General features: G+C 59.9%; 28 protein-coding genes. 10 read left to right on the top strand and 18 right to left on the bottom strand.

Annotated features, from left to right (window positions below; all coding sequences use genetic code 11):
- Nucleotides 1-38: 38 nt before the first annotated feature.
- The 12 genes from QX048_RS04600 to QX048_RS04655 all read right to left on the bottom strand — a co-directional run bounded on the left by QX048_RS04600 (nucleotide 39) and on the right by QX048_RS04655 (nucleotide 4,604).
- Nucleotides 39-530 (bottom strand): hypothetical protein, encoded by a 492-nt coding sequence (locus tag QX048_RS04600; protein WP_316200871.1) that lies wholly within the window; start codon nucleotides 528-530, stop codon nucleotides 39-41.
- Nucleotides 530-730, bottom strand: coding sequence for a hypothetical protein (locus tag QX048_RS04605; protein WP_316200870.1), 201 nt, complete (start codon nucleotides 728-730; stop codon nucleotides 530-532). The genes QX048_RS04600 and QX048_RS04605 overlap by 1 nt, the downstream gene beginning before the upstream one ends.
- An 11-nt stretch (nucleotides 731-741) precedes the next feature.
- Nucleotides 742-1,263: a hypothetical protein gene (locus QX048_RS04610; protein ID WP_316200869.1), complete on the bottom strand. Its 522-nt coding sequence runs from the start codon at nucleotides 1,261-1,263 to the stop codon at nucleotides 742-744.
- 6 nt (nucleotides 1,264-1,269) lie between these two features.
- Nucleotides 1,270-1,467 carry a hypothetical protein gene (locus QX048_RS04615; protein WP_316200868.1) on the bottom strand — a complete coding sequence of 66 codons (198 nt, stop codon included), beginning with the start codon at nucleotides 1,465-1,467 and terminating at the stop codon, nucleotides 1,270-1,272.
- Between the two features lie 29 nt (nucleotides 1,468-1,496).
- The gene (locus QX048_RS04620; RefSeq protein ID WP_316200867.1) at nucleotides 1,497-2,015 is read right to left on the bottom strand and encodes a TIGR02594 family protein; all 519 of its coding nucleotides are present in this window, start codon (nucleotides 2,013-2,015) and stop codon (nucleotides 1,497-1,499) included.
- Nucleotides 2,016-2,028: 13 nt separating this feature from the next.
- The gene (locus QX048_RS04625; RefSeq protein ID WP_316200866.1) at nucleotides 2,029-2,652 is read right to left on the bottom strand and encodes an MT-A70 family methyltransferase; all 624 of its coding nucleotides are present in this window, start codon (nucleotides 2,650-2,652) and stop codon (nucleotides 2,029-2,031) included.
- Between the two features lie 65 nt (nucleotides 2,653-2,717).
- Nucleotides 2,718-2,894, bottom strand: coding sequence for a hypothetical protein (locus QX048_RS04630; RefSeq protein WP_316200865.1), 177 nt, complete (start codon nucleotides 2,892-2,894; stop codon nucleotides 2,718-2,720).
- Nucleotides 2,891-3,100 (bottom strand): hypothetical protein, encoded by a 210-nt coding sequence (locus QX048_RS04635; RefSeq protein ID WP_316200864.1) that lies wholly within the window; start codon nucleotides 3,098-3,100, stop codon nucleotides 2,891-2,893. Before QX048_RS04635 ends, QX048_RS04630 begins: the two co-directional genes overlap by 4 nt.
- The gene (locus QX048_RS04640; RefSeq protein ID WP_316200863.1) at nucleotides 3,097-3,294 is read right to left on the bottom strand and encodes a hypothetical protein; all 198 of its coding nucleotides are present in this window, start codon (nucleotides 3,292-3,294) and stop codon (nucleotides 3,097-3,099) included. Before QX048_RS04640 ends, QX048_RS04635 begins: the two co-directional genes overlap by 4 nt.
- The gene (locus QX048_RS04645) at nucleotides 3,294-3,602 is read right to left on the bottom strand and encodes a hypothetical protein (protein WP_316200862.1); all 309 of its coding nucleotides are present in this window, start codon (nucleotides 3,600-3,602) and stop codon (nucleotides 3,294-3,296) included. Before QX048_RS04645 ends, QX048_RS04640 begins: the two co-directional genes overlap by 1 nt.
- Nucleotides 3,603-3,754: 152 nt before the next feature.
- Entirely contained in the window at nucleotides 3,755-4,360 is a 606-nt protein-coding gene (locus QX048_RS04650; protein ID WP_316200861.1) for a deoxycytidylate deaminase, read from the bottom strand.
- Nucleotides 4,281-4,604, bottom strand: coding sequence for a hypothetical protein (locus tag QX048_RS04655; RefSeq protein ID WP_316200860.1), 324 nt, complete (start codon nucleotides 4,602-4,604; stop codon nucleotides 4,281-4,283). The genes QX048_RS04650 and QX048_RS04655 overlap by 80 nt, the downstream gene beginning before the upstream one ends.
- Between QX048_RS04655 and QX048_RS04660 the strand changes: the two genes are divergently transcribed.
- A complete protein-coding gene (locus tag QX048_RS04660; RefSeq protein ID WP_316200859.1) occupies nucleotides 4,603-4,995 on the top strand; it encodes a hypothetical protein in 393 nt (130 codons plus the stop codon). The genes QX048_RS04655 and QX048_RS04660 overlap by 2 nt on opposite strands.
- A gap of 129 nt (nucleotides 4,996-5,124) precedes the next feature.
- Here the strand turns inward: QX048_RS04660 and QX048_RS35195 are convergent, their stop codons facing one another.
- Nucleotides 5,125-5,523, bottom strand: coding sequence for a DUF2493 domain-containing protein (locus QX048_RS35195; protein WP_410052186.1), 399 nt, complete (start codon nucleotides 5,521-5,523; stop codon nucleotides 5,125-5,127).
- Entirely contained in the window at nucleotides 5,523-5,798 is a 276-nt protein-coding gene (locus QX048_RS04665; RefSeq protein WP_316200858.1) for a hypothetical protein, read from the bottom strand. Before QX048_RS04665 ends, QX048_RS35195 begins: the two co-directional genes overlap by 1 nt.
- A gap of 293 nt (nucleotides 5,799-6,091) precedes the next feature.
- Between QX048_RS04665 and QX048_RS04670 the strand changes: the two genes are divergently transcribed.
- Both QX048_RS04670 and QX048_RS04675 read left to right on the top strand, forming a co-directional pair.
- Nucleotides 6,092-7,156: an SAVED domain-containing protein gene (locus tag QX048_RS04670; RefSeq protein WP_316200857.1), complete on the top strand. Its 1,065-nt coding sequence runs from the start codon at nucleotides 6,092-6,094 to the stop codon at nucleotides 7,154-7,156.
- Entirely contained in the window at nucleotides 7,153-8,520 is a 1,368-nt protein-coding gene (locus QX048_RS04675) for a nucleotide-binding domain-containing protein (RefSeq protein ID WP_316200856.1), read from the top strand. The genes QX048_RS04670 and QX048_RS04675 overlap by 4 nt, the downstream gene beginning before the upstream one ends.
- Nucleotides 8,521-8,693: 173 nt before the next feature.
- On the opposite strand, the gene QX048_RS04680 is transcribed toward QX048_RS04675, so the two are convergent.
- Both QX048_RS04680 and QX048_RS04685 read right to left on the bottom strand, forming a co-directional pair.
- Nucleotides 8,694-9,452: a TIGR02391 family protein gene (locus tag QX048_RS04680; protein ID WP_316200855.1), complete on the bottom strand. Its 759-nt coding sequence runs from the start codon at nucleotides 9,450-9,452 to the stop codon at nucleotides 8,694-8,696.
- Nucleotides 9,453-9,946: 494 nt separating this feature from the next.
- Entirely contained in the window at nucleotides 9,947-11,233 is a 1,287-nt protein-coding gene (locus tag QX048_RS04685) for a site-specific integrase (RefSeq protein ID WP_316200854.1), read from the bottom strand.
- 833 nt (nucleotides 11,234-12,066) lie between these two features.
- Here QX048_RS04685 and QX048_RS04690 point away from each other — a divergent pair.
- Nucleotides 12,067-13,002 carry an AraC family transcriptional regulator gene (locus QX048_RS04690; protein WP_315754057.1) on the top strand — a complete coding sequence of 312 codons (936 nt, stop codon included), beginning with the start codon at nucleotides 12,067-12,069 and terminating at the stop codon, nucleotides 13,000-13,002.
- Here the strand turns inward: QX048_RS04690 and QX048_RS04695 are convergent.
- Nucleotides 12,995-14,203 (bottom strand): Xaa-Pro peptidase family protein, encoded by a 1,209-nt coding sequence (locus tag QX048_RS04695; RefSeq protein WP_315754059.1) that lies wholly within the window; start codon nucleotides 14,201-14,203, stop codon nucleotides 12,995-12,997. The genes QX048_RS04690 and QX048_RS04695 overlap by 8 nt on opposite strands.
- A gap of 253 nt (nucleotides 14,204-14,456) precedes the next feature.
- On the opposite strand from QX048_RS04695, the gene QX048_RS04700 reads away from it, so the two are divergent.
- The 6 genes from QX048_RS04700 to QX048_RS04725 all read left to right on the top strand — a co-directional run bounded on the left by QX048_RS04700 (nucleotide 14,457) and on the right by QX048_RS04725 (nucleotide 20,389).
- Nucleotides 14,457-15,833, top strand: coding sequence for a M24 family metallopeptidase (locus QX048_RS04700; RefSeq protein ID WP_315754061.1), 1,377 nt, complete (start codon nucleotides 14,457-14,459; stop codon nucleotides 15,831-15,833).
- 128 nt (nucleotides 15,834-15,961) lie between these two features.
- Nucleotides 15,962-16,690, top strand: a complete 729-nt coding sequence (locus QX048_RS04705; RefSeq protein WP_315754154.1) for an ABC transporter permease — start codon at nucleotides 15,962-15,964, stop codon at nucleotides 16,688-16,690.
- On the top strand, nucleotides 16,690-17,760 hold the full coding sequence (locus QX048_RS04710; protein WP_315754063.1) for an ABC transporter ATP-binding protein: 1,071 nt from the start codon (nucleotides 16,690-16,692) through the stop codon (nucleotides 17,758-17,760). The genes QX048_RS04705 and QX048_RS04710 overlap by 1 nt, the downstream gene beginning before the upstream one ends.
- A 5-nt stretch (nucleotides 17,761-17,765) precedes the next feature.
- Nucleotides 17,766-18,806: a PotD/PotF family extracellular solute-binding protein gene (locus tag QX048_RS04715; RefSeq protein ID WP_315754065.1), complete on the top strand. Its 1,041-nt coding sequence runs from the start codon at nucleotides 17,766-17,768 to the stop codon at nucleotides 18,804-18,806.
- A 2-nt stretch (nucleotides 18,807-18,808) separates the two neighbouring features.
- Nucleotides 18,809-19,672, top strand: coding sequence for an ABC transporter permease (locus tag QX048_RS04720; protein ID WP_315754067.1), 864 nt, complete (start codon nucleotides 18,809-18,811; stop codon nucleotides 19,670-19,672).
- A 90-nt stretch (nucleotides 19,673-19,762) separates the two neighbouring features.
- A complete protein-coding gene (locus QX048_RS04725) occupies nucleotides 19,763-20,389 on the top strand; it encodes a GAF domain-containing protein (protein WP_316159595.1) in 627 nt (208 codons plus the stop codon).
- Between the two features lie 666 nt (nucleotides 20,390-21,055).
- Here QX048_RS04725 and QX048_RS04730 read toward each other — a convergent pair.
- Complete coding sequence (locus QX048_RS04730; RefSeq protein WP_315754070.1) at nucleotides 21,056-21,991, bottom strand: LysR family transcriptional regulator; 936 nt, start codon at nucleotides 21,989-21,991, stop codon at nucleotides 21,056-21,058.
- Nucleotides 21,992-22,043 lie beyond the last annotated feature (52 nt).

Genomic DNA, 22,043 nt, shown 5'->3' on the forward strand with positions numbered 1-22,043 from the left:
TTTGGTGTAGTATGGGTTGAGCCAATACGGGTGCCGCATCAACGGAACTCCGTTGATGGATGGCTGTGCCCCTCGATGCAGAACGTGTAGCCGTTCGGCCGCTTCTCCATCATGTGGCCTGGCTCTCCGCAGGTCGGACAGCGACCGAGTCCGATCTTCTTCTCGCGGACCGTGAACCACCCCTCGATGAAATGGTGGAGATTCGGAGCACGCTGCGGCAGCTGCGATAGGCCTGTGCCGATGCCATCTGTCGGCACCACGACGGTCTTGCCGGCTCGCAGCCGGTCGTCGATCGTCAGCAGATCGCGCTCGACGATGGCCCTGCAGGCCAGGGTGTCATCGAAAAAGGCGCGAGAATCCATGCTGGGAGACCACTTGGTAGCGACGCCGATCGCGTTCGGCTCGCCGCGCATCTCCTTTGCCTGGCCGCCAAAGCCAGAGCGTTGGACGTTGTCGCCGAAGACGTAGAACTGGTTGGGATTGTCCCGGAGGTCTTTACGGGTGATCCATTTCTGCCGCACGATTGACATCAGGGATGCTCCTTCGTTCCGTAGGCGCAGTCGGCGCAGTGGATCGCCCGCTTGTCGCCGATAAACTGCTCGTCGCAGGAGAAGCAGCGCGAGATGTAATCGCCTGGTGCCCAGCCGTGCAGCTTGGGTCTCTTGTCACCGTCCCAGTTCTTGATCTCGACCTTGTTGAGTTTGTTGACCTGCTCAGTGACGTAACACATGGGATTCCCTGTCAGAAAACGTCGGTCTCAGATGCTTCTTCGGTCTCGTACTCGGGCACGTCGGGCACGATGATCGGCTCTCGGCGGAGCAGGCTGACAACGAGCGGCCAGGACGGACCGTCCTTCGACCTGATCGGTGCCGGCACTATGGTTTTGAAGGTGCCGTACGGACCCCAGAAGTATCTCTCGTCCGGCTCCAGCAGCCCGGCCCAGTCCGGAATCTCTTCCGGCTTGAGCAGGCCAGGCGGAGTCACGAAGAAGAACTGATCCGAGAACAGGCGGGCGCCGCGCTGCTTCAGTGGCTGCTGCACGTCCTTCAGGAAGTCGGAGCGCGAAATCTTGATCTCGTAGCTCGTCGCCGAGCAGCCCTTGGTCGCATTCGGTTCGATCACCCACAGGTCGATCGAGCGCTCAGCACCCCCGGCATAGCCGCATCCGACGCGCAACTCAGGAATAGCGATGTGGCCCTTGCTGTGACGCTTTGGCAGCTTCTGCTTGAAGACCTCAGAGGTGTATTTTCTCTCGGCAGGCATCGTCTTTCACCGTCCAAATTCTTCAACCAACTTCTCCCGCGCTTCATCGCGGAACGCTTCTGCTGCGGCCACCGCCTCCTTGCTGGTGCGGTAGCAATCCTCCTCGTACTCCGAGATCTGGCAGACCATCCCGGCCACGGTGGGCACGTATTTGGTCCTGTTCTCGAAGTGGCGGACCGCAGCACGGCATTTGCCGGTGGCCACAATCCGCAATCGCTCTTCGCGAGACTCTGTCACGTCGGCGAGACCCAGGCCCGGATGCGCGAGCGCGGATAGACGCTCTCCGCCACGCGATGGCCGTGGTTGCCGCTGATGACAATCGGGTCACCCTTCGGGGTGAAACCTGAGACGATGCCGACATGCCCGCCGCCACGGCGACCCATGGTCACGACGGCGCCAACCTGCGGCGCGACGCGGCGATGACTCTCCCAAGACAGGGCGCGATCATCGACGCCCGTGGCGCCCGTGATTCTTCGCAGGAAGGCGGAGCACCACAGGGTGCTGCGGACGCCAACCTGGTGAGCGGTCTCACCAACGAACTGGCGAGCGCGCTCGACGAAGCCCGTGCCGGCGTTGAAGCCTTGCTGGAAATCGTTCTGGATGCCGCCGAACAGGCTCGGATGCTCCTCCTGCACGGCAGCGGCATGATGCAGGCGATGGTGGTGATGGCGATGATGAGGACGGGCTTCAGCCGCACTGACTGTCGCGGCCAAGGCAGCGGCGCAGAGCAGCGCCGAAATAGCTCTCTTCACGTTGAACTCCGGGTTATGCGGGGAGGATTGCGATCTGATCGCCCGCAGGCTTCAGCTCAGGCTCAGCGGCCGGAGTGAACTTCTCTGTCTCATGGCCCCAAGCATCCCAGCCCGGCCGCGCCTGACGACTGAAGATGTCCGCCTTCGGGTAGATGCCGGCCATCTCGTCAGCCATGGCGTAGGCTTCGTCCGGCTTGCGCGAGTGCTCGCGGCGCGGCGACAGGATTGCCGAGCGGATGGAGCGGCTGTGGATGGAAGGCTTACCGACCTTCCCGATCAGGAAAGGCTCATGGCAGTTGCGGAGGGCGTAGCCTGTGCCGAATGTCGGCTTCTGACCGTTCTTGGTCATCTTCACCCAGACGCCCTGGGTGACGTACTTCACCTCCCAAAACTCGAAGCACATGCGGGCCTGGTCGTACATCGGCGCGGTAGCCCACAGCCAAACGTACATTCCATCGGGATGTGCGAGATCCTTGATCGGCAGCGCGAGGATGTCCTCTATGGACATCGTCTCATAGTGCTGCTCGGCGCTCTTGCCGCGACCCTTGTCGGAGTAGGTCGCGAACTTCCACGGCGGGTCTATCATGACCAGGCCGTAGTGCAGTCTGTGGAGCGGGCTTAGAAGGAACTCTGTCATTTGCATTTGCTTTCTTTGCATTCATGCAAATGACAGAGCGAGCGAGTCCTGTCAACTTTTAGTTTTTAATCGGTGACCTGTTGTAGCTGCTCAGGATTGTAGATGTGCAGCGCGCCAGCGACCTCAGGAACCGTGCATTCGACGACCAGGCGCCGCTCGCCCTTGCTCGTTTCGAAGTCCGCAACGATGACGCCGGGCCACTTGTAGCCCTTGACCTTCTCGACCTTGTCTCCGACGTTCAACCCTCGTCCTCCTCTTCCGGCTTGGCATAGCCGACGATTTCGCAGATGCCTGCAATGAACTCGTAAGCGTTCACGATCACGTGGTCAGACTGGTAGACATCCTCGGTGCATTCGATCCGCTGCGTCTTGATGAAGGCAGCGCAGTGCTCCATCAGGCGACCACTCTTCTGCATCTCTGCGATCAGCTCGTGGACTTGCTGGCTCATTGGCTGGCCTCTGAGTAGGCCTCACGGCCGGCCTCGGTGATGCGCCACTGCATGCCGTAGGATTGATGTTTCTGCTTCGCGAAGTAGCCACGGGCCGCGAGCGCGGCTGTGGTCTTTGGGTTGAACAGGCCCCAGCCCTCGGGGTGTTCAACCGCGTCCTTCAAGGCCAATTTCTCCCTGACCGTCAACTTCATCAGTCATCCTCCTTCAGCCACCGCGGCTGGTATTGCATCGCTTCCTCGATCAGCTCCGGCTTGAGCACGTCTTCCTTGCGCTCAGCGAGGATTGCCTGGACGAGCATGGCATCCGGTAGGATCGACATGCAGGGCTGCTTCTTATCCTTGCGATCGCAAGTCGGCTCCGTCAGCTTGGCCCTGACCACGAACATCTCGCGGTCATGACCGAAACGCTCCAGCAGCTTGACCTTGCTCACACGACCTTCGCGGTCGCACTGCGCGCATTTCACGCGGACATGCGCCAATGGCCAATCTTCAAGTCGCATCGACGCGCTCCGTAGCTGCCTTCACTCGGATGCGGGGCTTCGTTTTGGTAGGCCCCCAGTTCTGGACGAGATGGTAACGGTAGCAGTCATCGCCCTTGCGGATGGCGCACTCACGAAAGTCCCATCGCTCGTTGCCGCACGGGCAGCCGCGATCATGCGACATCTTCGTCCTCCTGCAGGTCGACAACATCGCACTGGATGCCGCATTCGTCGTAGATCGAGCGAGACTTTGCCATCGAGTCCTTCCACCGTTCGCGCTTGTCTTCCGGCAGCTCAGGCGCGACGACGCGCTTGATGCCTGCCTGCACCATATGGAGGGCGCAGCGGTCGCACGTGAGGAACGGCCAAGTGTAGAGCGTGTAGCCGTGGAGCGGCTCGCGAGCGGTCAACACTGCGTTGATCTCAGCGTGGATGACCAGGGAGATCTTGGTGTCACGGTCATGCAAGCGCTCGAAGGTGTCGGCGATCCCACGCGGGAAGCCGTTGTATCCCGTTCCCGCGATCGTCCTGTCCGGTCGCACGATCACAGCGCCGACTTGCGTGCTCGGGTCCTTCGATCCGCTGGCGATCTCGCGAGCCACGCGCAGGTGGTAGCGATCCCAGTCGAGGTTGTTGCGCTTGATCTCGGTCCTAACTGGCGCAGCGACCGGAGCGATTCCGGACGTCTGGCAGCAGATGTCACAGATCGAATTTGGATCGCGCTGCTGATGGGAGCAGGGACTTACGGCGGAACAGCAACCCAGCATCAACCGGCTCAACACCTTGCCTCTCCATTTGCGTGGTGTATTCGCAATACAACAATAAATGCAAATAAGCAAATTTCGGATTGGAGCAAAATGAAGGGGACTCAAGCTGGAAATGCTGGGCTTTTGCTGTTTTCACTTCCTGTCGAACAGCATTGTAGCCGTGGCGAAAACTTGCATTTTGACGCAAGTCTAGATAATGCAAACGACGGAGCCGGGACGTTGGGGTCTCGGCTATGGTCTGGCGGCGGAACACCATGAAGCGTTCTTTTTGTTATCGGGGTTACGAAATTTCGGCTGAAGACGGCCGTTACCAGGCGAAGTCCTTGGATGGGGACGATTTTTTGATGACGTCCAACCACCTCTTGCGGGTCCTGAGAAGCGTGGATGCGCTCTGGGTCGCAGCAGAGGAAGTCCTTGATCAGCATGTCTCAAAAAATGAACAGCCGTCGTGGATCCGCGACCTGCTCGAAAAGCCCATGTGCCGTATGGATCTCGATCTCGCTGATGGTGCCGCGCCAGTAAGCAGCCCGGCCGGAGTTGTCGCATTCCGCAGCCGCTTTACCGTCAAGTCCGGCCCTGCCAGCAGCAACGGCGATTGCACAGCCGCTTCGGGATTGTCTGGGGCTTATGGGCGGCGATCGTCGTGACCATGCTCGGTGCCGTCTGCTACAACTGGTGCATCGTCCTGCCAATCAACGGGGTGAGCGCGCCGACCGCCGCGGGGTTCATCTATATCGCTCTCAACGTCATCGTTGCTGTCTCAGCGCCAAGCTTGATCAGGTGGGCTTCGGAAGCAGAGGGGCGAGTCCGTATTCCCAACACCTGATCGTCATGTCCCGGGTGCCGGTCCCGCCAGGGAAGCCTACCGCATAGTCCGGCTTACCCTCGCGAAGCATCTTCTCGTTCCGGAATGGGCCGGCAGCTGCATCATACAGCTTGCCGGCCTTGTTGCGTCGGACCACGGCGCCGGGACGGGTGATGTCGTTCCATGCAGCCGGGTATGGGTCGAATAGAATACCTCGGCTTTTGGCCCATTCCCGGGCCATCCTATCGGCTCCTGACGCCTCACCCTCAATGATGCAGCTGATGGTTGAACGCGCATCCAGCTCGTACAGGACGCGATAGAGCCATCTTCTATCAGCGAAGTCCCGACCGCCGTAGACCAGGACTCGCATTACGGGGTTCCGTCCATCTTCTTGCACTTCGTCAAGTCGCTCTTCTGGACCCAACCATAGGTGCCGTCGTGAATGACAAACCACCAGCCCTGATACTCGTCGCGGAAGGCAACCTTGTCGCCCTTCGCCACAGGCTCGAACCTGGGATCGGTTTTGCCTTCCGGCCGGTTGAGCAGTTCGAGTTCCTTGATGGCCGTGCATTCGGTGTAGAACGCGCTGGCCGGGGAGGTGGTAAGAACAGCAGCCGCTGCAAGCAACAACATCATCTTCGACATCTTAAATCCTCCCAGCGAGCCAACTCATCTGCCGGCCCATCGTCAGTCCGAACATCGGAACTTCAACGACCCAGAAATACCCTAACAGGTGTTTGTCGACAAATGTCTGATAGCGCGATCGCATGCTGATTTGGGGAGCCTCCATGCGTAGTCCTACTCACAGCCGAATCAGGTAAGGGGCGCCGGCCGCAACAAGACTCGTCCATTGTCCACAAGAAAATCTTCCCGAAGTTGCATTGATTCGGTGGCTCACGATATGGTTGATCGCGGGCGGGTTCCCTACATAGGGATGTATGAAAAATCTTCAGAGATTTATCACTAGCCTTTTCGGCGGCGACGAAGGCGTGCCGCTGTACGGCAAAATCGCGCTACCGCTTCTCCTGGTCGGAGTGGCCCTTCTCTCACCGGGATGGAAGGACGCCGCGCTCGCGTATGTGAATAAGACAAACGGTCTAGGTCTCTCGCTTGACACTCCTTGGTGGGTCGGCGCTGGCTGCGTTTTCCTCGCTGTCGCCGTCTTCCTAGTTGGACACCTGACGACGTCCCGGAAGCCCGCCGGGCAATTCGTCGCTATCCGACATCAGTCATTTCAACCGCTCACCTCGCCTCTCCCTGCTGAGGCCCTGCCGCTCAAAATGCGAGGCCGAAGGGTCGTCACTTATGACTGCGACCAATCGAACTTCCTCAGCCTTGGCGTCTTCGATCCCGTAGGAGCGGTGAGACAGCAGCAGCGGATGATCACTGAGATCGCCGGCATCCTAAAGGCCGACGCCTCGGCGGCCCTCGGCTACTATGGAATCGTGCACATTCCGCTTCAATTTCTTGCAGGATGCGGTGTGTCGTCGTTTCCGCAGGTTTCTCTTTTCGACCTTCACCGCGAGACGGGCACCTGGCGCGAGCTTCAGGGGGGGAGCGGACCGGATCTTTTCGTGAAAACGGTGCGGACGATCGATCCTGCCCATCCTATCGCCTGCGCGATTCGCGTGGAGGTGAGCTATGCAGTGCGGGCCGAAGACGTGTCCGAGGTCGTCGGCAGCCCCTATCGCGACTATTCCATTTCGATCGGGAAGCCGGGCATTGACAAGATCACTCACTACGGTCAGGTCGAAGAGATTAGCTCCGCATTCCGCAAAATCCTCGACGAGATCCACGCCGAACTCCCGAGCAACCTCGTCGTACACGTCTTCTACTCCGGTCCAGTGGGGCTAGGTTTCACACTCGGCCGCCGCATCAGCAGGACGATCCACAATCCGGTAGTCGTCTACAACTACACCGCAAGCACGAAGCCCGCCTACGCCTGGAGCGTCGAGGTAACGAAGGAAGGCCGGCCGGAAGAAATGGTGGCGATCCACATATGATCATGTTCGACCTGTCCGCGGATCTCCAGGCCTTTTACGACAAGTACGTCCGACTCGGCAGCGACCGACGGAAGAAGCTTGCCGACCACCGGGACCTCAACATCGTTCGATTGAAGAACGGGCTGGACGATCTCGCCCAAGAATCGAAGCGTCCACGGCCGCATCCCTACAGTTGGCAGAATCAGGGGGGCTACGCGATGCACACCCTGAATCAGGATCCGCGAGACGACAACGACTACGATATCGACGTGGCACTGCTGTTCGAACGATCCGCGCTTCCGGAGGACCCGCGCGCGGCCCGGCAGCGCGTCGCGGACGCACTGTGCAAGCGATGCACCAACTTCACTCAGGAGCCGACCGCACGAACCAACGCCGTTACGGTCTGGTACGCGGAGGGCTATCATATCGACTTCGCCGTCTTCCGCACCTATACGGACGATTTCGGTCGGGAGAAGATCGAGCACGCCAGCACCGATTGGAAGGAGCGCAATCCTCAGGAGGTAAATGAGTGGTTCAGAAGGGCCGTCAGCACGAAGAGCCCCGCTTTAGGTCTACTGACCAAGGTGCCGGAGGGGCAGCTCCGACGGATCGTGCGCTTTCTGAAATGGTTCACGCGCTCGCGACCGTCGTGGAGCCTGCCCGGAGGCCTGATCGTCTCGACGCTCGTCGTCGAATGCTACAGGCCGAGTTTCGAGCGCGACGACGTCGCCCTGTACGATACGATCGTCGCGCTGAGGAATCGTCTGGCTTCCGACACGACGGTCTACAATCCTGTCGATCGATCGGAATTTACGGCCAGCTCGGAAATTGCGAGCCAAGTGAAGCGGTTTAAGGCGCAGTTGGACATGGCGGTCGGAAAGCTCGCGGCCTTGTTCGAGAGAGACTGCGATCGGGCGAGGGGCCGTAGCGCTTGGGACTGGGTCTTCGTTCACCACTTCTGGGGCGACAAGGAAGTGGCCAAGGTGGCCTTGGACGAGGCGCTTACGGCCACCGCTCTGCCGGCACCTTACTTCGTCAAGATCCGCTGCGATCTGGCCCGGAGCCAGGGTGCGAATACGTACAAGCGCTACGAGAGCGGTTCGTCCGTGCTGCCGAAGAACGTTGCCCTTAAATTCACCGTCGAATCCACGAATGTGCCCGCTCCCTACAAGATCGTCTGGCATGTGGACAACCACGGCGACGAGGCGGCCGAGCACAAGCAGCTGACCTGGGAGACGCCGCCGTCCGAGAGCTTCGAGAGGTGGACAAACACGGCCTTCAAGGGCTCCCACCGCATGATCTGCCGCATCGTGAAGGATGGGTGGGTCCAAGCTGAGACATCGCACATCGTCAAGATTGCGCCCGGTCGCTGGTGGAAGCGCTAGGAGGGCAGAACTAGAGCGCCTCCCATTGGTGAGGCTCCAATTCCTCGTCATCGGAATGCCTTGCAGTAGTCCCCGCTGGCGAAGGTGCCAGACGGGCACGCGGCGTCCTTGATCTTGGGGTAGGCGCGCGGGTATGGCTTCCTTGATCAAAGGAAAAGTATCCGCTTCAGGCCTTAACTGGCCCGTCGCGCATCGACGATGCGCAGCAGATGACTGGCAAGCATCACTTGCTCGCGAGCCTCGGCTGGATCATTGAGATTTACTGTTCGATGAGAATGGGGATTCTTATAAGAACCGATAGCACCTGCGAAAAGGTGCGAGAGCGCCTCTCGCTCTCCCAAAGGATGAGTGCGATTCGTCAGTCTACCGCGGTTGTCTTTAGGTGCGTCGCTTGGATCGAAAGCCTTCCGCATTAGGTCTGCCCCAAGGTCTGTCGCCTCGTAACCACCTGCTTCGCGCACTGAGACCTCAACCGCTTTGAAGGCGGCGAACACCGCGTCGTCGAGATCTCCTCTTGCCAGTGCTGCCCAAACCTTGTTTCGGATGGCGGGGTGTATCAGTTCTTTTGGGAAGAGCATCGCCGCGCGCGTTGCTTCCCAGTCTTGTCCATTGGCGATACTCAGGCCAGCTTCGGTGAATGTTCTCCATCCATTCGTGCCGTTCAAGCCCGGAGCGGCTTCAATATAGCCTTCACGCTCCAATAACCGCCAGGCTCTGTTCAGATGCTCGTCGACCTGTTGCTTCTTGTGGAACGGGTATGCACTCCGTCGTTCGGATGTCATTCCGGTGCCAAACGTCTCTGTCGTTATCGCTTCATAGGTGAAGCCGGCTCCTTGCCGTACGTCTTTTGCGATCATCAGCATGAGGCGACCTACATCAGCTGGCGACATGGCCAGAAGTGCGTCAGCGTCTGGTACGTGCTGGAAGATCATAGTCTACCCCGCTCGGATTGTGGCTTCGGCTTGGCTCCGTGAACGGGGCGACTTTAACACACGTGGAATGTTCCTGAGCGCCTCGGGCCGGGCATACAGACGAGTCAGCTGACAATTCTGCCATCACCGAAACCCCTTGCATGCATCGCCGCTCCTGAAGGTGCCGGATGGGCAGGGCTTGCCAGGGATCACAGGGTAGGCCCTGGGCGTGTCCTGGTGGAGGGCTTCACAGAAGTCCCCCTTTCCAACATACCCCGTAGGGCAGGTGCCGGTCCGTAGGATGCGCTCGCGGCCGTCGCGGGTGGGTGTGGGGTAGGGGCTCTCGGCCTGTGCTGCAGTGGCGCATAGAAGGGCGATTGCCAAGGCGATCTTGGTCATGATTTGCTCCAAAGAACGGACGGTGGACGATTGGGTTAGGGTACAGATTGGGTACAGATTGAACGTGAACAAACGAGGAAGATTACCGTTCAAAACGACCAAAAAGCCCAATGATTTCAATGGTGGATAGGGGTGACCCTATGTTCGGGACGCAGGGGTCGCAGGTTCGAATCCTGCCGCTCCGACCATTTTTTCCCAGAGTTTCTCTCCTGCGTACGATCTTCGATGGGGCTGGCCACCGTTTTGGCCACCGAAACATTGAAGCCCTTTTGACCGATCGCAACCGCCGCACCTTGCAGGTAGTCGGGGTGATGGTGGCCATAGGTGTCTTGCAAGATCTCCGGGGACATTCCTAGGAACCCGGCTGCTTCCCAGATTGATACGCCCCGCTGCATCAGCCAGGTCGCGGCGGTATGGCGCAAGGTATGCGGGGTGACTTTGCCGGGCAGGCCAGCCAGCCCGACGGCTCTGCTGAACCCCTTCTTTACCGATGCGACTGGCTTGCCGTTGAACTCGACGAAGCACGTGGCGATCAGCTTGCGATCTTTCCACCGCCGCAGGTGGGCGAGCAGCCGCGGGGGTATGGGCGCTGGAGTCTGGCGCTTCTTGGTTGCACGCTTCCCGATCGGCTTTCGGTAGAATATCCCGTGCTCAAGGTCGACGTAAGAGCGGTCCCGCTCCGTATACGGCGAGGCTGACGCAATAGCCCCAGCCCGAGTGCCAGTGTAAAGGCCGATCAGAATAAATCTGGCCACATGTCTCAGTGGCCGACGGTTCGTGCTGACCGGATCACCTTTCGACGCTCCTGAATGGATCGTCTGCTTCTCTCGATGCCGCCAGCAATGCCAAATAAGCGCCGCAGCTTCCTGTCGCGTAAGCCATCGGTCGCGCGGAACTCCCTTCGGCGGAAGTGATACGCGCACTAAGCCCCGGTGAAAGCCTTCTTTCGCATGATGGTTGATGGCAGCACGAAATGTCTCCAGGTCCCGGCGTGCACCACCGCGGTTGCCACGATGCCTGACATATGCGGCGCAGGTCTGGGCATTGACCGCGGACAGTCTCTTGCCGCCCCAGAATTCATTGAGGCGGTCAATCCTAGCTCCGATCTCGAACTGGTCGCTCGGTTCGCCAATATCGGTCAGATAGATCGACAGTACGTCAGCACAGTCGATATCCTCGATATCCTGCCGGCGGCGTTCGGGTTGATACTTTTCGGCGATGTAATCCGCTAGGGCCTGCTCTGCCTCTCGAGGCGGTTTCGTTTCAGTCGGGCTTGCAACGCATCCCGTGGCGATGTGGCGATCTCCATCTTTGATAATCCAGACCGCCTGGTGAACAAGTTTTCCGTCTCGGTATCGGGCCTTTCTCTTGTAGAGTCTGATCCCTTTGCTTGGACGCGACATAACTCCCTCATGGCCTTGATAGCTTCAAGGGTAGTATAGTCTCTATTCGCGATCCGTTCGAGAGTCAGTCGACCTCTAGCGCCTTCTCTTCGCAGGCCAGAAGCGGTCATAGATCCATCCGGGAAGGCTATTTTGGCGGCAACATCTAGACGTAGCGGCGCAGATGGGTCGATCGTGTCAGCCGTAGGCTGCATGACTCGTTTCGACATTAAGGGCCTCAATCTCGACAGCCGCGGCAGTCGTATGGATTCCAAGCGCAGTTCGTGGGACTTGTCCGGTCACAAGCGACCTACATCTATCATCGCCAGACTTCCCAAATCAGAGACGAACTTGCCAGGTCGAAGCTTGTCGCAGATTTTCGCGCGCAAAGGACGGGCAATTCTGACTAAGAGCCCCGAGAGGGGAAGCAGAACACCTATCCGATGCACGAAGAGGCGCGGCACCAGTCCGATCTCGAAGCAACCCGACTTACCGCAAATTGGTGCGTTCCTGGTGTCGCACCCCATCCGCCGGGCCTCCACTCACCCGCAACCGATTGTACACACGGGAAGCCCGGGGAATTGAACTTGCAACCAGATCGTTATGAGCGGCGGTATATTGGTCGGGTTCGTTGGTCTTGCTATAATTTTGCTTGCTTTCGATCGCTTTCGTTGCGTTTCGGTGTCGTCGTTTCTGGTGCGAAACTGGGACGGTAGGGCGGTCTCGGCTATGGCGCAGAACGTGCGGAACATTCCACTTTGTCTTTTGAAATCTACGTAGTAGACCGTCTCGGAGCACGTAATTTTCGTCTTGTTTTGCCCCCGGGGTTCTCCCGCCCTGAACGTAGAGTAGGGATGCGCAATGTCTCCCTCACTCAACGACGTTCAGAGATCGCCGAGGGCAAATATGGAGTTTCGGAAATGACATCCGTGACTGAGGCCAAGATCGCAGCCAGATGGGGTATGCCTCCGGCGGCATTTCTTGAGCCCTTGCCGAAATCCGGCATCAGCCTCGCTCGTTGGCGGCGAACGGAGGCGGGCAGTCCATTCAGTCAGAAGGCTCCGCGAGCGAACCACTATCTCCTGTCGCTCGTCTTGAAGCCTATGAAGGCCCGATCGTTCGTCGACCGACGTCAGATCTGGGCTGGACCGATCCCCGCAAATTCGGTGCGAATTGTCGATCCGGATTGTGAACGGGAATGGTCCACCGACGACGGCTTCGATTTGCTCCACTGCATGATCCCAAGGACCGCTATCGCGGAAATGATCGATAGTGAGGAGAGGATCCGTTTCGTCGATCCGCTCTACTCGCGCGACGACAGGATTCTTCAGATCGGAAATCAACTGCTGTGGGCCATGCAGCAGGACGGCCGCTTTGGCGTTGAGTTTGCCAACGGGCTCACACATGCCCTGCTGGCCTATCTGCTGCAACAATACACGCGGAATAGCCTGCCGCATTCGGCGTCCGGCTTGCGTCCAGCGCAGCTCAGACGGGTGATGGATCTCATCGCCTCCAGAATCGCGAGCGGCGTATCGCTGCACGAGATGGCCAGGGAAGCCGGAATGAGTCCGTTTCACTTCTCGCGCCAATTCCGTTCGTCGACGGGCCTATCTCCTGCTCGATATGCGCTCGTCAAGAGGATCGAGTGGGCCAAGGAACAGCTGCTGGATCGTCGTGCCGACATCTTGGAAGTTGCGCTCGACTGCGGATTCAAGGATCCCTCGCATTTCAGCCGATCCTTCAAATCCGTCGTTGGCCAGTCTCCACGGGATTATCGTCGCCTCAACTGATCGCGGCCCTCTGCTGCACGTTCAGGGCGCGCTTGACGAGCGCCCCCTGGATGCGGGCGCTAAGCCTCGCTCCACCTACAATGAGATCATCCAGTCCGTCAGGGAATTTTGTCAGCATTTCCGCGCCGTCTCGGGTGACCAGTATCGTGTCCGAGTGACGAACGCCGCCCTCTCGCTTGTCGTAGATGCCGGGCTCGATGCTGATCACCATGTTCTCCTGCAGAGTCTCCTGGCTTCCTTCCGAGATCCACGGGCCCTCGTGGTTACCCAGGCCAAACCCGTGACCGACCCGGTGCAGGCGAGCCTCGTCGCCGGAATACCCCTCGGTTTTCAGGAAATCCGTTACGCGCTTGTCGACTTCCGCGCATGGAATGCCAGGACGCACGAGGGAAATTGCGAGCTCGCGCGCAGCCATCATCGCCTTGAAGGCGCCAACCGACCAGCCTTGCGGTCTTGAGGTGAAGAAAGTCCGCTCGCACTCGGCAGCGTAGCCGTTGCAGCGCGTCAGCGCGAGCGCTACGTGCGGACCCTCGAGGGTTCTGTCCGATAGCGCGGGGATGGAATGGGGCTGAGCGCTTTGGGGAGCTGCCCAGGTCGCCATGAGAACGTTGGAGTCGGCCAGTTCGAAATCGGATGTTTCGCGGATCATCGCGGCGGTCACGTGTCGGGTGCGGGCGATCCCTTCGGCGACTGTTGAACCGAAATAGGCCGCTGCGATGAGCTGCTGCACGGCAGTATCGGCATATCGCGCTGCGCGGCGGATCATTTCGATCTCGGCCGGCGATTTGATCAGCCGTAATTCCTCGACGAGCGGCAGCACCTGTACCTCGTGAGGAAGTGCGGCCCGGATCTCCATGCGGAGGCTCGCTTCGACGCCGATGGCCGAATGCGAGCCGATCAACTCCAGCAATGTCTCGCGCCAACCTCTGCCATGGGGCGCCGGGTAGTCCCAATAGGCCTTCAGGTTCGCCGGCCTGATATTGTGCGCCTTACCGAGGTGATCGAGGTCGAGCATCGGCGTCAGCAGCGTGGGAGAGCCGCTGCTCGGTACGAGAAGGAAGAACGGCCGTTCCAACGGCTCGAAACCTGCGCCGGTCAGGTAGTAGATGCTCTCGCGTGAAGTAACGATGAATACATCTAGGTCGCGAATTCTGTCTTGCAGACGCTTCAGCCGGTGAGCGTATTCCGATTTCGAGATCATTGGAGAGTCCATCCAAAGGGCGGCATTGCCGGCTCGACGGTCGGCATTCATCCGTCGTGGTGCATGGTTGCAAAACCGCTGCGACCGCCGAATTCGTGCGGGGCACCGAACAGGAATTGACGATGACCGTAAAGTGACGCGGTCGAAAATAAATTGGCAGGATCGGGCAACATTCCGCACGAAACGGCCATTCGACCGGCGCGTGCGCCTTCGGCGGAAGCATATTGCAGGGAAGAACGCGACGATCCCTTGGGTGAAAAAAGCAGGAATTGGCCGGTCTCAGCAGGAATCTGCCGGATGCTTTCGCCCCTTCACACCCATTATGCCAACGTCATTTGAAGGCAGGTTCGCGGGTGCGGGCGGGGCCCCGCGTTCGGGCCGCGTCGATTGGGCGATGAGCCGGGACAATCGATCGCGCGACTGGGAGAGTTGGAGAATCATGAAGTTTCTGAGCCGTTCGGTCTGGGACTATCGACGAAAACTGATGCGTGACGTCATGGCCCGAAATCGCCTCGACGCGCTTCTGTTCTCCACCGCCGACTTCTTTCAGTTTGCGACCAATTTCAACGTCGATGTGCAGACATGGGAGCGCCCGATCTTGGTTTGCGTGCCGTTCGATGGCGAGCCGCGCGCGATCATGAACGAACTGTCGACGCACCACGTCCGCATGGCGCGCGAGCGGGAGCAATTCTGGGTCGACGACGTGCAATTCTATTTCGAGCATCCGAAGCTGACGGAGCGCGGCTTCTCGCTGCCTCAGCTTCCCGAGATGATCCACGATCTGTTGAGTCGCTGCGGATTGAGGGCATCTCGCATCGGTATTGATGCGAGCCAGCCTAGTCTTGCCCGCGCCGCCGGAATGTCGCCCGAGGTCAAGCTGATCCCGTGTCTGGAGGACATGCGGGCAATGCGCTGGGTCAAGCATGCCGAGGAGCTCGAGATCATGCGGCAGGCAGCCTCGCTGTCGGACTACATCCAGGATCGCTACCGGGAAAACATAAGGCCCGGCCGCCTGGTCCAGGAGCTGGACTGTCAGATGGCGGTCAGCATGGTCGAGGAGGGGGCGCGGCGCTTTCCCGGTGCAAATCTCGAAGTGCTGAGGTGCTGGACGCTGAGCGGTCCCGCATCGGCGTCTCCGCATGGCGACGGTGCTTCATGCGGAGCGAAGATCGGCAAGAGCGACGTTCTGGTCAACATCGTCATTCCGCGCCTGAACGGCGTCGTGATCGAAAACGAGCGCACCTGGTTTGCAGGCGAGCCTTCGCCGGATCAGCGCAAGTACTACGAGGTCGCTCGCGCGGCCAATGAAGCCGCATCAGCAGCGGCCGTGACGGGTGCGCCGGTGTCATCGATCGATGCAGCCGCGCAGAAGATCATCGAAGAGGCTGGATGCGGCAGCTTCATTCGTCACCGAACGGGCCACGGAATGGGGTTGCTCGGTCACGAGTACCCGCATGATATGGCCTTCAACCATCGGCCCCTTCTGGACAATGAAGTGTATTCGGCGGAGCCCGGCATCTATGTCTATGGTCTCGGGGGCTTCCGCATGGATGACACCGTCGTCGTGGGGCGCCAGCCGGAGATCTTGACCAAGGCGCCAAGAGACATCAAGAGCCAGATCGTCAATTGATGTCCGAGGATGCACTCCGAAGTCTGGCATCGTCACCCTCGACAGGTCGGGGATACCCGAGACTTGGGCGCCTGGTCTTCGCGGCGAGCGTCGCCGGCGCATACCTCTTGGTGTTCGCTCCGGTGGCGATGATCGTGCTGATAAGTTTCTTCGCCCAGGAGATCGTGAGTTTTCCTGCGGATGGCTTGACGCTGGGCTGGTACGAAAACGCGTGGTCCAGGCCGGAGTTTTCGCGTGGGCTTCTGACCAGTCTCCAGATTGCGCTGGCGACGACCGCGGTTGGGGTTCCCATCGGGGTTGCGGCTGCATTGCCGCTCGTGCGTTCGAAGTTTCCGGCAAAGGGTGGCATCAATGCGCTCCTGCTGGCCCCTTTGGCCTTGCCCGGTGTCGTCACCGGTGCGGGAATCTATATGACGTACGTTGCCGTCGAAGATGCCCTCGACACCGATATCAAGGGGACGATGGCCGGTCTGGTGGCTGCCCACACTATGCTCACCATCCCGTGGACGGTGCGGCTGGTCGTCGCCAGCCTTCAAGGTATCGACCAAGCCATCGAGGAAGCTGCGGCAAATCTCGGAGCCGGACCATTCACGGTCTTCCGGCGGATCACGCTGCCGGTGATGAGGCCGGGCATTGTCGCCGCCGCCATGTTCTCGTTCATCCAGAGCTTCGAGAATCTGGATCTTACGCTTCTCCTGGTCGCGCCCGGACGCATCACGTTGCCCGTGGCCATGCTGAATTATTTGGAATTTCGCATGGACCCGACGCTCGCGGCCGTGGCGACGGCTCAGATTGTGCTGGTCGGCGCGCTCATGCTCGCAACCGATCGATTCGTGAAGCTTTCGAGGATTGTTTGATGGCCAGGCTGACAGTCGAGCGGCTCACGAAGCAGTTTGGAGCCTCGGTCGCGGTGAATGATCTCAATCTAGAGATTGCTCAGGGGGAGATGGTGGCGCTGCTCGGGCCATCGGGCTGCGGCAAGACCACCACGTTGCGCATGATCGCGGGTTTCGTGACGCCGACGAGCGGCCGAATGCTGTTGGCGGAAACCGACATCACACGAAGCCCGCCGCATGCGCGTGAAACGGGTCTCGTGTTTCAATCCTATGCGCTGTTTCCGCACATGACCGTTGCCGAGAACGTCGGCTTCGGTCTGGAGATGCGCGGCCTTGGCCGTGCGGAGCGCGCACCGCGCATTGCGGACGCGTTGAACCTCGTCAGGCTGTCACATCTGGCCGACCGTTTCCCGAAACAGATGTCTGGAGGACAGCAGCAACGTGTCGCTCTTGCCCGCGCACTCGCGATCAGCCCGAAGCTGTTCCTGCTGGACGAGCCACTCTCCAACCTCGATGCCAAGCTCCGGGCGGAGGTCCGTACCGAGATCCGCGCGCTTCAGCAGCGGCTCGGCCTGACGACCTTGATCGTCACGCACGACAGAGAGGAAGCGCTGACGATGGCCGATCGGCTGGTCGTGATGGAAGGAGGGCGGGTTCGGCAGGTGGGCTCCGCGCGCGAGCTCTATGAAGAACCTTGCGATGCATTCGTCGCCGAATTCGTCGGACGCTGTAATCTGTTGCCGGCGAGGCGGGAAGACGATGAGCGCGTCAGAACGCGCGGCGGTCTTCTGCTGCCGTCCAGGAAACGACAGGACGAACGTTCCACGGCAGACACGATTGCCATCCGCCCCGAGCGCATCGCGATCGAGCCCGGCCATCGCGCGGCGATCCAGGGGCGGCTCGAGGCTGTGACTTATCTCGGCGCGCAGACGGAGTACCAGGTGCTGCTGGGCGAGGCGGAACGGGTGGTCGTTACCCGTTCAACGCCGGTCCGGGACGACCCGATGCTCTCAGTGCGCCCGCACGATCCGGTCTCGCTGAGCTGGGACATGGATGCTCCTCGGCTGATTCCCGAAACCGCGAAGGATTAGGCAAGATGAGATACTCACGGCGTAACTTTCTATCGCTGGGCTGCGGCACCGGAGCCACCTTTCTCTTCGGCAACCCCCGATCGGTCGCAGCGGCGAATGGACCCATCGTGGTAGGAACATGGGGAGGCGACTACGGCCAGCTGTTGGGTGATCTCCTGGACAAGCCGCTGGCTTCGGTCAAGGGCGTCGAGGTCGTTCAGGACGTCGCCAATGTCGATCCCAGGAAGACCAAGTTGCTGGCCGAGCGAGGCAGCCGCCGTGGCTCGATGGAGATAGCCTGCCTGTCCGATACGGACGCCTACCTGATGTCGCAATCGGAGGTCCTGGAGGAGATCCGGCCCGAGCAACTGTCCAGACTTGACGCCGTGTTTCCGGAGTTGCGCAAGCGATATTCGATTCCGCACATCTACTCGGCGCAGGTCATCCTCTACAATCCGACCAAGGTGACCGTTCCGCCGCAGTCATATGCGGATCTATGGGATCCGAAATGGCGTGGTCGTGTCGGGCTTTCCGATATTCTTTATGGGGCGAACACGCTTGCTGCAGCGCTCGCGGGCGGCGGAAGCGTCAACGATTTCGAGCCGGCCGACAAGAAGCTCCTGGAGCTGCGGTCACTGGACGCGAGGATATATCCGTCCAACGAAGCGCTGGCAGCGGGCCTCAAATCGGAGGAAGTCTGGATCACGATCATGTGGCTGGCGCGTGGCTTCATGTGGAAGAAAGCCGGAATCCCCCTCGCCCATGTGGTGCCGAAGGAAGGAACTCCTTCCGTTGTGTTCGAGGCGGGTATTCCCCGGAACGCCAGGAACAAGGCGGGAGCCTTCGCTTATCTCGATGCGATGCTGGACGCCAAGGCGCAAACGGGCTTCGCCGAAAGGATGGGATATGCCCCGACGGTGCGCGATGCGGTGCTCCCGGAAGATCTTGCCCGGGAGGTGCTTCTCACCGAGGAGGAGCGGACCAGGCTATTGAAGCTCGACTACGCCTACTCGACGGGGCGCTCGCAACGTACCCTCGATTTCTGGAACAAGCAGTTCAAGGCCTGATCATGGCGATCCTGCTCGTTCCCGCATGTCTTCTCATTCTCGGCTTGCTCGTCGGTCCGCTCGTTCTGATGTTCAGGATCTCGTTGAACGAGCTAGGTCCGACGCAGATGATGGTAGAGGCGCTGACCGCCGGCAACTACCTACGCGCAGCGACCGATCCGTACTATCAGCAGATCGTTCTCACGACGCTTGGCATTGCGCTGCTGTGTACGATGGTCACGCTCATCATCGCATTTCCGGCAGCCTATTGGCTGGGACGCATCGAGAGCCGGTGGAAGAGCATCGTTCTGATCGCTACTCTGTTTCCCCTGCTTGTGGGCAACGTGGTCCGGTCCGCGGGCTGGATGGCATTGCTCGATCGCGACGGTCTCATCAACTGGGGACTTGCGCGGCTGGGTCTGATCGCACAGCCTATGCAACTCATATATACGCCGAAAGCGGTCGTATTCGGCATCATTGCGGTGGTGTTGCCGTACATGATCATAACCATTTCGTCGGTGATCGAGAGTATTCCCCTCCAATTGGAAGAAGCGGCCGCCAACCTCGGAGCGTCCCCGGTCGTGGTCTTTCGGCGCATCGTTCTTCCGCTCGCGCTGCCGGGCGTCGCAGCTGGATGCACGCTTGTGTTCGTTCTGTGCATGAACACCTACGCGACTGCGGTTCTCCTGGGCGGTCCCAGGTTCAAGATGATGGCGCCTGCCGTGTACGACCAGTTCATAAGGAGCAACAACTGGCCGATGGGAGCGGCGTTGGCGTTCTTGCTTCTGATCTTCACCATGGCCTTCACCGTGCTCGGGAGCGTTGGTTTCGCTCGGCGCTACGGCAAGCTGTCTCGTGCTCCGCCGGAGCGACTTGCGCCGGCGTGAATGTTTCAATCTGGATTCCGCTCCGCGGTCGTTGGCGCCTCTCGGGAGAGAAGCTTCTATTGTCAATTTTTGATGGAAAGGAGATACGCAATGCTGTCGATCAGCTCACCGGTCTTCGCGCGCCGTGGCCTATTGACAGGAGGACTGGGGACGGTTCTTGCGACGCCGATATGCGGTTCAGCTCGGGCCGCGACGGAGGCGAGCATCGCGCCTGATTCGAAGGTTCGTCTGGCTGCGATAGACGAGGTTGCGCGGGCGGGGACAGAGCCGGGGCAGCCCAATGTCATTCTGGCCAGCCTCAACCTCGCGTTGGCGCAAACGGTTGGACACAAGCTGTTCACCGTTCTGGTGCTCAACGAGGATGTCGGGCAGAACCAGCGCTACTATTCCAACCAGCCAGGGGCCTATCCCGTCGGCGGAAGCAAGCCCATCGATCGATCAAGCGCATTCTACAAGGAGATCGTGCTGACCGGTAAGCCGCGCATCTGCTACGACTACGAAGACATGAAGCGCGCATTCTTCGATCATGAGCTTATCCGGTCGCTCGGCTGCGAAAGTGCCGTCAACTATCCCGTGCGCTGGAACGGAAAGACAATCGGATCGCTCAATTTACTTCACCAGGCCGGATGGTATGACGAGCACAAGGTCGCCGCGATCGGTGCCTTCGCTGCACTGTCGGCTCCGGCCCTCCTCGATATTGTGCGCGGCTGGAAGTGACGAACGCTTGCGTCGGCATTTCTGGCGCGGAAGCCGACTTCGGCGACAGTCCGTCTTCGCTTTCTCTCGCTCCTCGGTCTCCGCATGGCTGCGCCACGCGTAGCCCGAAGGACGAAGCGTGGTGGGCCCGGCAGGACTCGAACCTGCAACCAGACCGTTATGAGCGGCAGGGTATTGATGAGGTTCGTTGGTTCCGCAGAAATTTCATTCGATTTCGAGGAGTTACGCTCTACTTCGTTCACCAGATCGAGCAAGCGAGCGCGGAAATCATCGTCAACAGCCGGGCAACGCACGTCTCGACTCGCTTAGCGAGTTTCAACCAGGGTTTGCGATGAAGTCTGAAGGATCAAATTGAAACTTCGTCAGATCCGCTTAGCGGACGCAAGAAGCCGATGACCAATCAACTACCATTTGAGCGGCAAGCTTCTCTATGCTGCGAGCCGGCGACCGAGCGATCAGCTTCCTTGCTCTTGCTAGCTTTCGTTCAGGTTGATCGTGCTTTTTGCGCCTGGTTCTGGTGCGAAACAGGTTCGCGGACCATGGCGTCTTTCTTAGATAGTTTCTCTCAGTGGAGCAGGCATTTCGCCGCTGGGGTCTCGAGAAAAGAAGCCAGAATACGGCCGGCACCTTACAAGCACCGGCGTCAGAACAGCCTGATTGGGCGGCTCAACGAGGGGCCTGGAGGAATGCTTCGGACTGAGACTTGGCGACCCCGCTGATTTCCGCAGCCAGCTCGACGACCATCGGCGAACGGGATTGCCAGATGGGATGCAGGAAGCCGTATTGGAGCGGAAAGGCCGGACGAAATGGCCTGAGAACCAGATCCGGCACACCGCTGGAGCGGGCGACGAAGGGGTCGGACAGGCAACATCCGAGTCCTCTCCCGGTGAGCTGACAGGCGATCACGCCATTGGTGGCTTCAAATCGCACCTTTAACGGCTTGCGGGCTTCACGGCTCAGGCGTTCGAGATGTTGTCGCAGGATCGAGCGCGGATGCGTGACGATGACGTCCTCGGCGGCGAACTGATCGAAGGTCACGATCTGCTGCGCCGCGAGCGGATGATCCGGGCGCATTGCGACCATGGCTTCGACGCGCAGGAACTCCTCGGTCCCGAAAGCCGCATGCGAGAGCGGCAGGATGGTGACCCCGAGATCGAAGGTTTCCTGGCCGACCCAGGTCTCGATATCCAGGCGCACCCGGGATTCGATCGAAGCCGTGAAGTTCGGAGAGCGCTTGGCCACGGTGGCTACGGCATCGGCAACCATGGCGTGAGCAATGAAGGGAGCAGTGAGGATTCGCAGATGATGGCGCGTTCCGCGGCTCATCTGCACCGCAAAACGTTGCAGTCCATCATGGCCAAGGAGAACGCGCTCCGCATGGGCGTAAAACTCCCGCCCCTCGCGCGTCAGCGTCAAAGGACGGCTGTCGCGTCCGAACAGAGGAAAGCCCACCTCCTTCTCCAGCGCGCTGAGCAGCCGCCCGACCTGGGGCTGCGTGCGCCCCAGCCGCTCGGCCGCCCGCGACACGGACCCTGTTTCCACAAACGCCCGGAGGGCTTCCAGACCACGGTGATTGGGCAAATCCAGCTCCTGAATGCGCATTCCGCATATAATACGACATATTACGCATTTGACGCATGAAATTTGCAATGTT

The organism is Bradyrhizobium sp. SZCCHNS30572, assembly GCF_032484415.1.
Taxonomy (GTDB): Bacteria; Pseudomonadota; Alphaproteobacteria; order Rhizobiales; family Xanthobacteraceae; genus Bradyrhizobium.

Coding starts and splice junctions, on each gene's coding strand:
- QX048_RS04600 (WP_316200871.1), bottom strand. CDS start 530: ATGTCAATCGTGCGGCAGAAATGGATCACCCGTAAAGACCTCCGGGAC.
- QX048_RS04605 (WP_316200870.1), bottom strand. CDS start 730: ATGTGTTACGTCACTGAGCAGGTCAACAAACTCAACAAGGTCGAGATC.
- QX048_RS04610 (WP_316200869.1), bottom strand. CDS start 1,263: ATGCCTGCCGAGAGAAAATACACCTCTGAGGTCTTCAAGCAGAAGCTG.
- QX048_RS04625 (WP_316200866.1), bottom strand. CDS start 2,652: ATGACAGAGTTCCTTCTAAGCCCGCTCCACAGACTGCACTACGGCCTG.
- QX048_RS04635 (WP_316200864.1), bottom strand. CDS start 3,100: ATGAGCCAGCAAGTCCACGAGCTGATCGCAGAGATGCAGAAGAGTGGT.
- QX048_RS04640 (WP_316200863.1), bottom strand. CDS start 3,294: ATGAAGTTGACGGTCAGGGAGAAATTGGCCTTGAAGGACGCGGTTGAA.
- QX048_RS04645 (WP_316200862.1), bottom strand. CDS start 3,602: ATGCGACTTGAAGATTGGCCATTGGCGCATGTCCGCGTGAAATGCGCG.
- QX048_RS04660 (WP_316200859.1), top strand. CDS start 4,603: ATGAAGCGTTCTTTTTGTTATCGGGGTTACGAAATTTCGGCTGAAGAC.
- QX048_RS04655 (WP_316200860.1), bottom strand. CDS start 4,604: ATGGTGTTCCGCCGCCAGACCATAGCCGAGACCCCAACGTCCCGGCTC.
- QX048_RS35195 (WP_410052186.1), bottom strand. CDS start 5,523: ATGCGAGTCCTGGTCTACGGCGGTCGGGACTTCGCTGATAGAAGATGG.
- QX048_RS04665 (WP_316200858.1), bottom strand. CDS start 5,798: ATGTCGAAGATGATGTTGTTGCTTGCAGCGGCTGCTGTTCTTACCACC.
- QX048_RS04670 (WP_316200857.1), top strand. CDS start 6,092: ATGAAAAATCTTCAGAGATTTATCACTAGCCTTTTCGGCGGCGACGAA.
- QX048_RS04675 (WP_316200856.1), top strand. CDS start 7,153: ATGATCATGTTCGACCTGTCCGCGGATCTCCAGGCCTTTTACGACAAG.
- QX048_RS04680 (WP_316200855.1), bottom strand. CDS start 9,452: ATGATCTTCCAGCACGTACCAGACGCTGACGCACTTCTGGCCATGTCG.
- QX048_RS04685 (WP_316200854.1), bottom strand. CDS start 11,233: ATGTCGCGTCCAAGCAAAGGGATCAGACTCTACAAGAGAAAGGCCCGA.
- QX048_RS04690 (WP_315754057.1), top strand. CDS start 12,067: ATGCGCAATGTCTCCCTCACTCAACGACGTTCAGAGATCGCCGAGGGC.
- QX048_RS04695 (WP_315754059.1), bottom strand. CDS start 14,203: ATGATCTCGAAATCGGAATACGCTCACCGGCTGAAGCGTCTGCAAGAC.
- QX048_RS04705 (WP_315754154.1), top strand. CDS start 15,962: ATGATCGTGCTGATAAGTTTCTTCGCCCAGGAGATCGTGAGTTTTCCT.
- QX048_RS04710 (WP_315754063.1), top strand. CDS start 16,690: ATGGCCAGGCTGACAGTCGAGCGGCTCACGAAGCAGTTTGGAGCCTCG.
- QX048_RS04715 (WP_315754065.1), top strand. CDS start 17,766: ATGAGATACTCACGGCGTAACTTTCTATCGCTGGGCTGCGGCACCGGA.
- QX048_RS04720 (WP_315754067.1), top strand. CDS start 18,809: ATGGCGATCCTGCTCGTTCCCGCATGTCTTCTCATTCTCGGCTTGCTC.
- QX048_RS04725 (WP_316159595.1), top strand. CDS start 19,763: ATGCTGTCGATCAGCTCACCGGTCTTCGCGCGCCGTGGCCTATTGACA.
- QX048_RS04730 (WP_315754070.1), bottom strand. CDS start 21,991: ATGCGCATTCAGGAGCTGGATTTGCCCAATCACCGTGGTCTGGAAGCC.